General features: G+C 54.7%; 2 protein-coding genes and 2 pseudogenes. 1 reads left to right on the top strand and 3 read right to left on the bottom strand.

The window, feature by feature from the left end:
- A pseudogene (locus tag J4G38_RS18480) lies at nucleotides 1-205 on the bottom strand (ABC transporter ATP-binding protein); the annotation flags it as partial.
- 27 nt (nucleotides 206-232) lie between these two features.
- Here J4G38_RS18480 and J4G38_RS18475 point away from each other — a divergent pair.
- Nucleotides 233-838 (top strand): Uma2 family endonuclease, encoded by a 606-nt coding sequence (locus J4G38_RS18475; RefSeq protein WP_210519858.1) that lies wholly within the window; start codon nucleotides 233-235, stop codon nucleotides 836-838.
- Between the two features lie 19 nt (nucleotides 839-857).
- Here J4G38_RS18475 and J4G38_RS18470 read toward each other — a convergent pair whose 3' ends face one another.
- Both J4G38_RS18470 and J4G38_RS18465 read right to left on the bottom strand, forming a co-directional pair.
- On the bottom strand, nucleotides 858-1,202 hold the full coding sequence (locus J4G38_RS18470; RefSeq protein ID WP_210519860.1) for a hypothetical protein: 345 nt from the start codon (nucleotides 1,200-1,202) through the stop codon (nucleotides 858-860).
- A gap of 74 nt (nucleotides 1,203-1,276) precedes the next feature.
- Nucleotides 1,277-1,436, bottom strand: a pseudogene (locus tag J4G38_RS18465) (ABC transporter ATP-binding protein); the annotation flags it as partial.

Raw genomic sequence — 1,436 nt, 5'->3', positions numbered from 1 at the left:
GGCCGTTTTCGATGACCAAAATGCGGTCGGCCATGCGCACGGTGCTGAAGCGGTGGCTGATGAGCACGGCGGTTTTGCCCTGCGTCAGCTCCTTGAACCGCTCGAAGACTTCGAACTCGGCGCGGGCATCCAGGGCGGCCGTGGGCTCGTCGAGGATGAGCAGCTGGGCGTCGCGCATGTAGGCCCGGCCGAGGGCAATTTCTTCCCTCGGCCGCTGCTATATTTGACTTATATGGGACAACCTGAACTACAGCCACGCCGCTACACCGCCGAAGAGTATTTTGCTTTAGAAGCCAAAAGTGACCTGCGCCACGAGTTTTTTGGGGGCGAAGTATTCGCGATGGCGGGCGAGAGTATCGCGCACAATACCATTTCGCTGAACGTGGCAATGGTGTGCCGCCAAGCACTGCGCGGCCAGCAGTGCCGGGTGCAGATAGAAGGTATCCAACTGGCCGTTGAAGCCAACCGCCATTACACCTACCCCGACATTGTGGTGAGCTGCAACCCGCAGGACCAGCAAGAGAGCCGGCGGCTGCATCATCCGATAATCATCGTGGAAGTGCTCTCACCTTCCACCGAAGCCTACGACCGGGGCCTGAAATTCAACCAGTATAAGAAGCTGCCCTCGCTGCGGCACTACCTGCTGGTGTCACAAAAAACCTGGCTGGTGGAGTGGTACCAGCTGAGCGAGCATGGCGTGTGGGGCCACACCGCCCTGGCCGAAGCGGAAGATGCCGTCGTCATCCCGGAGCTGAACCTGACGATGACGCTGGTGCAGATTTACGAAGAGGCGAGCGTAGCGCCCATGAAAGCGGGGTTTGCGGCGGAAGAGGAATAGACTTACTGGCGGTTCTGTACTAGTGAAATTTTTCTAACATGATGATTGACGTTTCATCTTGTCCCTCCCACTGGCTGGCAACATAAGCGTAATTGTCCACAAAGCTTTCAAGGTCAATTTCGTCAGCGTTATCGGCAATATGTTGTTTTGCTTCCTTCTTCCAAAAGTCAAAGCACTGACTTGCATCAATCCACTTCAAGTTATATCCGACATCGGCGACTACAAATTGCACGGTTGCGTTTTTAAGTAATTGCGCCACGTCTTTAGCTCTCAAATAGGATATCCGCTTTACGAACAGCTCCCCTTTATCGGTCCAGATAGTTTCCAGAGGAATTTTTGTAACCACTTTGTCAGCAATGTTCATTGGGAGGTCAACCTTAATTCCTGCTAATATTATTGCCGAAAGGTAGTCGTGTGCTTTAGTCCCACCAGCGCGTTCTACCGATAACCGGCGGCCTGTAGCGCAAACAATTCGGCGTAGCGCCCGCCGTTGGCCAGCAGCTTTTCGTGCGAGCCGATTTCCACGAACTGGCCGTTTTCGATGACCAAAATGCGGTCGGCCATGCGCACGGTGCTGAAGCGGTGGCTGATGAGCACG

Source organism: Hymenobacter terricola (assembly GCF_017921975.2).
GTDB classification, from domain to species: Bacteria; Bacteroidota; Bacteroidia; order Cytophagales; family Hymenobacteraceae; genus Hymenobacter; species Hymenobacter terricola.
This window is presented reverse-complemented; position numbering and strand designations above follow the sequence as displayed.

Bases quoted from the DNA above. Each gene is read 5' to 3' on its own strand.
- J4G38_RS18475 (WP_210519858.1), top strand. From the start codon at position 233: ATGGGACAACCTGAACTACAGCCACGCCGCTACACCGCCGAAGAGTAT.
- J4G38_RS18470 (WP_210519860.1), bottom strand. From the start codon at position 1,202: ATGAACATTGCTGACAAAGTGGTTACAAAAATTCCTCTGGAAACTATC.